Source organism: Nonomuraea sp. NPDC049141, from assembly GCF_040648415.1.
Taxonomy (GTDB): Bacteria; Actinomycetota; Actinomycetes; order Streptosporangiales; family Streptosporangiaceae; genus Nonomuraea.
In genome coordinates this window covers 2,750-7,968 of record NZ_JBEZDR010000061.1, presented here as the reverse complement: position 1 = coordinate 7,968, position 5,219 = coordinate 2,750, and the positions used below count along the sequence as shown (strand labels likewise).

Below are 5,219 nucleotides of genomic sequence, written 5' to 3'. Positions count from 1 at the left end.
CCGGCGCGCGGTGGGGGCCGCTCGGCGCGCGTCGGCCGGACCGGCGGTCGCCCGCACCGGCCGCCACGACTAACCTCGTGCCCTAGAGAGACGCAGGTCACCTGAGCGACGAGGGAGTACGGCATGAGCGAGGCATTGGCAAATCTGCTGAACGAGACGCGCCAGTTCCCGCCGCCGGCCGAACTCGCCGCGAACGCCAACGTCACCGCCGACGCGTACGCGGAGGCCGAAGCCGACCGACTGGCGTTCTGGGAGCGACAGGCCGGGCGGCTGACCTGGGCGCGGCAGTGGGACCAGGTGCTCGACTGGTCGAAGCCGCCGTTCGCCAAGTGGTTCGTCGGCGGGCAGCTCAACGTGGCCTACAACTGCCTGGACCGGCACGTCGAGGCCGGGCTGGGCGACAAGGTCGCCATCCACTGGGAGGGCGAGCCGGGCGACACCCGGACCATCACGTACGCCGATCTGCACCGGCTGACCTGTCAGGCGGCGAACGCGCTGACCGACCTGGGCGTCTCCGCCGGCGACCGGGTGGCGATCTACCTGCCGATGGTGCCGGAAGCGGCGGTCGCGATGCTCGCCTGCGCCCGGATCGGTGCCACGCACAGCGTGGTCTTCGGCGGCTTCTCGGCCGACGCGTTGACCAACCGCATCCAGGACGCCAGCGCGAAGGTGGTGATCACCGCCGACGGCGGCTACCGCCGGGGCAAGCCGTCGGCGCTGAAGCCGACCGTGGACGAGGCGGTGGCGAACTGCCCGTCGATCGAGCACGTGCTGGTGGTCCGGCGTACCGGCGAGGAGGTCGCCTGGTCGGCGAAGGACCGCTGGTGGCACGAGACGGTCGAGACCGCGTCGGCCGAGCACGCCGCGCAGCCGTTCGACGCCGAGCACCCGCTGTTCATCCTCTACACCAGCGGCACCACGGCCCGCCCGAAGGGCATCCTGCACACCACGGGCGGCTACCTGACCCAGACGTCGTACACGACGCACGCGGTCTTCGACCTGAAGCCGGAGACCGACGTCTACTGGTGCACGGCCGACATCGGCTGGGTGACCGGGCACTCCTACATCGTCTACGGCCCGCTCTCCAACGGCGCCACCCAGGTGATGTACGAGGGCACCCCGGACACCCCGCACAAGGGCCGGTTCTGGGAGATCGTCGGCAAGTACAAGGTCAGCATCCTCTACACCGCCCCGACGCTGATCCGCACGATGATGAAGTGGGGCGACGACATCCCGGCCGGCTACGACCTGTCCTCGCTGCGGCTGCTGGGCAGCGTGGGCGAGCCGATCAACCCCGAGGCGTGGATGTGGTACCGGCAGCACGTCGGCGGGGGTGAGCTGCCCATCGTGGACACCTGGTGGCAGACCGAGACCGGGGCGATCATGATCTCGCCGCTGCCGGGCGTGACGGCGACCAAGCCGGGCTCGGCGATGACGCCGCTGCCCGGGATCGTCGCCGACGTCGTCGACGACCAGGGTCAGTCGGTGCCGAACGGCGGCGGTGGCTACCTGGTGCTGCGCGAGCCGTGGCCGTCGATGCTGCGCACCATCTGGGGCGACGACAACCGGTTCATCGAGACGTACTGGTCGCGCTTCGAGGGGATGTACTTCGCCGGGGACGGAGCGAAGAAGGACGACGACGGGCACGTCTGGCTGCTCGGCCGCGTCGACGACGTGATGCTGGTGTCCGGGCACAACATCTCCACCACGGAGGTGGAGTCGGCGCTGGTCTCCCACCCGTCGGTGGCCGAGGCGGCGGTGGTCGGCGCGACCGACCCGACCACCGGGCAGGCAATCGTCGCGTTCGCCATCCCGCGCGGCACCACGGACATCGCCGGCGACGCCGGTGAGAAGCTCATCGCCGAGCTGCGCAACCACGTGGCGAAGACGCTCGGCCCGATCGCCAAGCCCCGGCAGATCATGCTGGTGCCGGAGCTGCCGAAGACCCGTTCGGGCAAGATCATGCGCCGGCTGCTGCGCGACGTCGCGGAGAACCGCTCGCTCGGCGACGTCACCACGCTCCAGGACTCGTCCGTCATGGACCTGATCTCGTCCGGCATGGGCGGCGGGAAGTCCGACGAGGACTGACACGCGTACGCCCCGATGGGTGACGGCCCGCGCGGGCCGTCACCCATCGTCGTCTCTTACGCATGGGCAACCGGCCGGATGCGGGCTGTCACATCGGTCGGTCGGGTGAGCCGGGAGAAGCTGAACGGACACAGGCAGTCGTCGACCCCTGTCAATCGCCTGTTTTCTGATTTAGGTTCACGCAGGTCGGGTCGGTTCGATGGATGTCACATCGATGGAGGGCCGGCCGACTTCTTCCTCCCCCATGCCCGAGAAACGGAGCGGCATGAACCAAAATCCGCAATCCGGGTCGCGTCGACGCCTGCTCGTCGCGCTGCCCGCCATCGCCCTCGCCGCCACGTCACTGACCGTGACCGGTGGCGCGGCGGCGGCGGAGCCCGGCCCCGCCCGAGCCACGATCGGCGCGGACGAGTACTACATCAACTACGCCGAGCCGGCCGTCCAGCCGGACAGCAGCGGCCGCGAGGTCAAGGGCAAGGGTGGTGTCTTCGCCCCGGCGGTCGAAGAGGCGCGCGCCTTCGACCGCAAGTACGCCCGCGGCAACCCCGTCGCGGCCGAGCAGCTCGCGAAGCACGAGGCCAAGGCGATCAAGACGGGCAAGAGCCCGCGGCAGATCAAGCAGGCCCCGAGCACCCAGACCGCCAAGCTGCTGACCCTGCTGGTGGAGTTCAACGACCAGGCCAACGACGACTTCACCGACGTCATGGTGCCCAGGACGGTCTTCGAGGACCGGAGCTGCGTCCTCGGTTCCGTGCAGAACGGGCCCCTGCACAACAAGATCCCCAACCCGGCGAACCTGCCGCACGAGGACAACAACTCGATGTGGGTGCCGGACTTCTCGCCCACCCACTACGACAAGATGCTCTACACCAAGGAGGGCATCACCGAGCGGGTCCGCCCGGACCTGACCGGGCCGGACGGCAAGCCGGGCGTCAGCCTGGCCGGCCGGACCATGCACAACATGTACCTGGAGATGTCCAAGGGCGCGTACACGGTCGACGGGCAGGCCAGCCCGTGGATCAAGGTGCCGCACTCCGAGGGCTGGTACGCGGCCTCGCGCTGCTTCCAGGACGAGAACGGCAACTGGGTCCCCGGGCGCCAGCAGTCGATGAACGGCCACCCGGACAACCCGCAGGGCGCGGGCCGGCTCGCCACCGACGCGATCGACACCCTCGCGAAGACGGACCCGGACTTCCCGTGGGCCGACTACGACATCGAGGACCAGGGCGACCGCGACGGCGACGGCAACCTCTTCGAGCCGGACGGCGTGATCGACCACCTGGTGCTGGTGCACGCCGGACAGGGCAAGTCCCGCGGCGGCGGCGCCGAGGGCACGTACGCCATCTGGGCGCACTCGTCGTCGATCGCCGGCGGCTACACCATCCCCGGCACCGACCTGCAGGTCTCGAACTACATCGTGCAGCCGGAGGATGCCGGCGTCGGCGTCTTCGCCCACGAGTTCGGCCACGACCTGGGCCTGCCGGACCTCTACGACACCTCCGGCAACGCCGACTCCGACGTCGACTTCTGGGACCTGATGGCCTCGGGCTCGCACTCGGGTGAGATCTTCCAGGCGCTGCCGACGCACATGGGCCTGTGGGACAAGTGGGTGCTCGGCTGGGCCGACCCGCTGACCCTCGCGCCCGGCTCCGACCCGCGTTCCGTGCAGCTCGGCCAGACCTCGCGGACCCCGCGCGGCACCAAGGACGGCATCAAGATCGACCTGCCGGACAAGGTGATCACGCTGGCCACGCCGCACAGCGGCGCGAACATGTGGTACTCCGGCGCCGACCAGGACTGGGCGGACGTCAAGATCGCCCGTCAGGTGGCCGTGCCGGCGGCGGCCGACGCGAAGTTCTGGATGTGGAACAACTTCGTCATCGAGGCCGACTGGGACTACGGCTTCGTCGAGCTCTCCACCGACGGCGGCACCACCTGGACCGAGCAGAAGGTCTACGACTCGACCGGCAAGCTCGTCACCACGAACGACGGCTACGCCGACCCGAACGGCCGGATGGTGGACTTCGGCAACAAGAAGTACGGCCTCACCGGTGACACCCACGGCTGGCGGCACGACTACGTGGACCTGTCGGCGTACGCCGGGCAGACCGTGCAGCTGCGGCTGCGCTACGCCACGGACGAGGCGTTCGCGGAGCGCGGCTGGTTCGCCGACGACTTCTCGGTGACCGGCGGTGGCGCCACCACGTGGAGCGACGACGTCGAGGGCGGGGCCAACGGCTGGACGGCGACCGGCGGCACCTTCGTCGACACCACCGGCCAGGGCTGGCACATCGACACCGGCACCTCGACCCAGGCGCACTACTACCTGGCCGAGTGGCGCAACTTCGACGGCTTCGACGAGGGCCTGAAGTACACCTACGACACGATCTACTCGCGCGACGCGTGGAAGGTGGACCGGGTCTCCTACAACGCGCCGGGCATGCTGGTCTGGTACCGCGACACGGAGCGGGGCGACGTCAACCACACCACGGCGCAGATGACCGCGCTGCCCAGCTACGGCGCCAAGGGCGGTCTGCTGATCGTCGACTCGCACTTCGACCCGTACCGCCGCACGGGTGAGGCGGCCGTCAAGGACCCGTCGGTGCTGGACAACCTGCCCAGCCGCCCGCAGTCCGCGAACGCGGCCTTCTCGCTCAAGCCCACGTACCCCTTCAAGGAGTGCCTGGAGGCGGCGGACGAGCCGTACAGCGAGTACTGCACCAGCTTCGGCCCGCAGGCGCCGGTGCGGGGCTTCACCGACGCGAAGGGCTGGTACCCGGGCATCGAGATGCGCGACGGCTCGCCGTACGCGCGGGACAACGACGCCTCCGTGGTCGTCCCGTCGAAGGGCAACGCGCCGTACACGACCCGGGTCACCAACCCGGACGGTACGCCGGCGACGTCCTACTACGGGGTCACCCTGGGCGGCGGGGCGATCGTGCTGGGCACCGGCAACCCGGGTGACCAGGGCGTGTCCTACGGCGTCACCATCACCATCAAGCGCGCCGCGAGGGACAACTCGTACGCGACCGTGCACGTCACGCCCGCGCGCAACTGACCCGAGGGTCGGCCGAGCGGTGACAGGCGGGGCCCGTCCGGGAGCACACTGCTCTCCGGGCGGGCCCCGCCCA

Annotated in this window: 2 protein-coding genes; both read left to right on the top strand. The window is 69.9% G+C overall.

Annotated elements, in window-relative coordinates:
* Positions 1–123: 123 nt before the first annotated feature.
* The gene (acs, locus tag AB0B91_RS63770; protein WP_089002406.1) at positions 124–2,088 is read left to right on the top strand and encodes an acetate--CoA ligase; all 1,965 of its coding nucleotides are present in this window, start codon (positions 124–126) and stop codon (positions 2,086–2,088) included.
* 265 nt (positions 2,089–2,353) lie between these two features.
* Positions 2,354–5,146 (top strand): immune inhibitor A domain-containing protein, encoded by a 2,793-nt coding sequence (locus AB0B91_RS63765; protein ID WP_089003741.1) that lies wholly within the window; start codon positions 2,354–2,356, stop codon positions 5,144–5,146.
* Positions 5,147–5,219 lie beyond the last annotated feature (73 nt).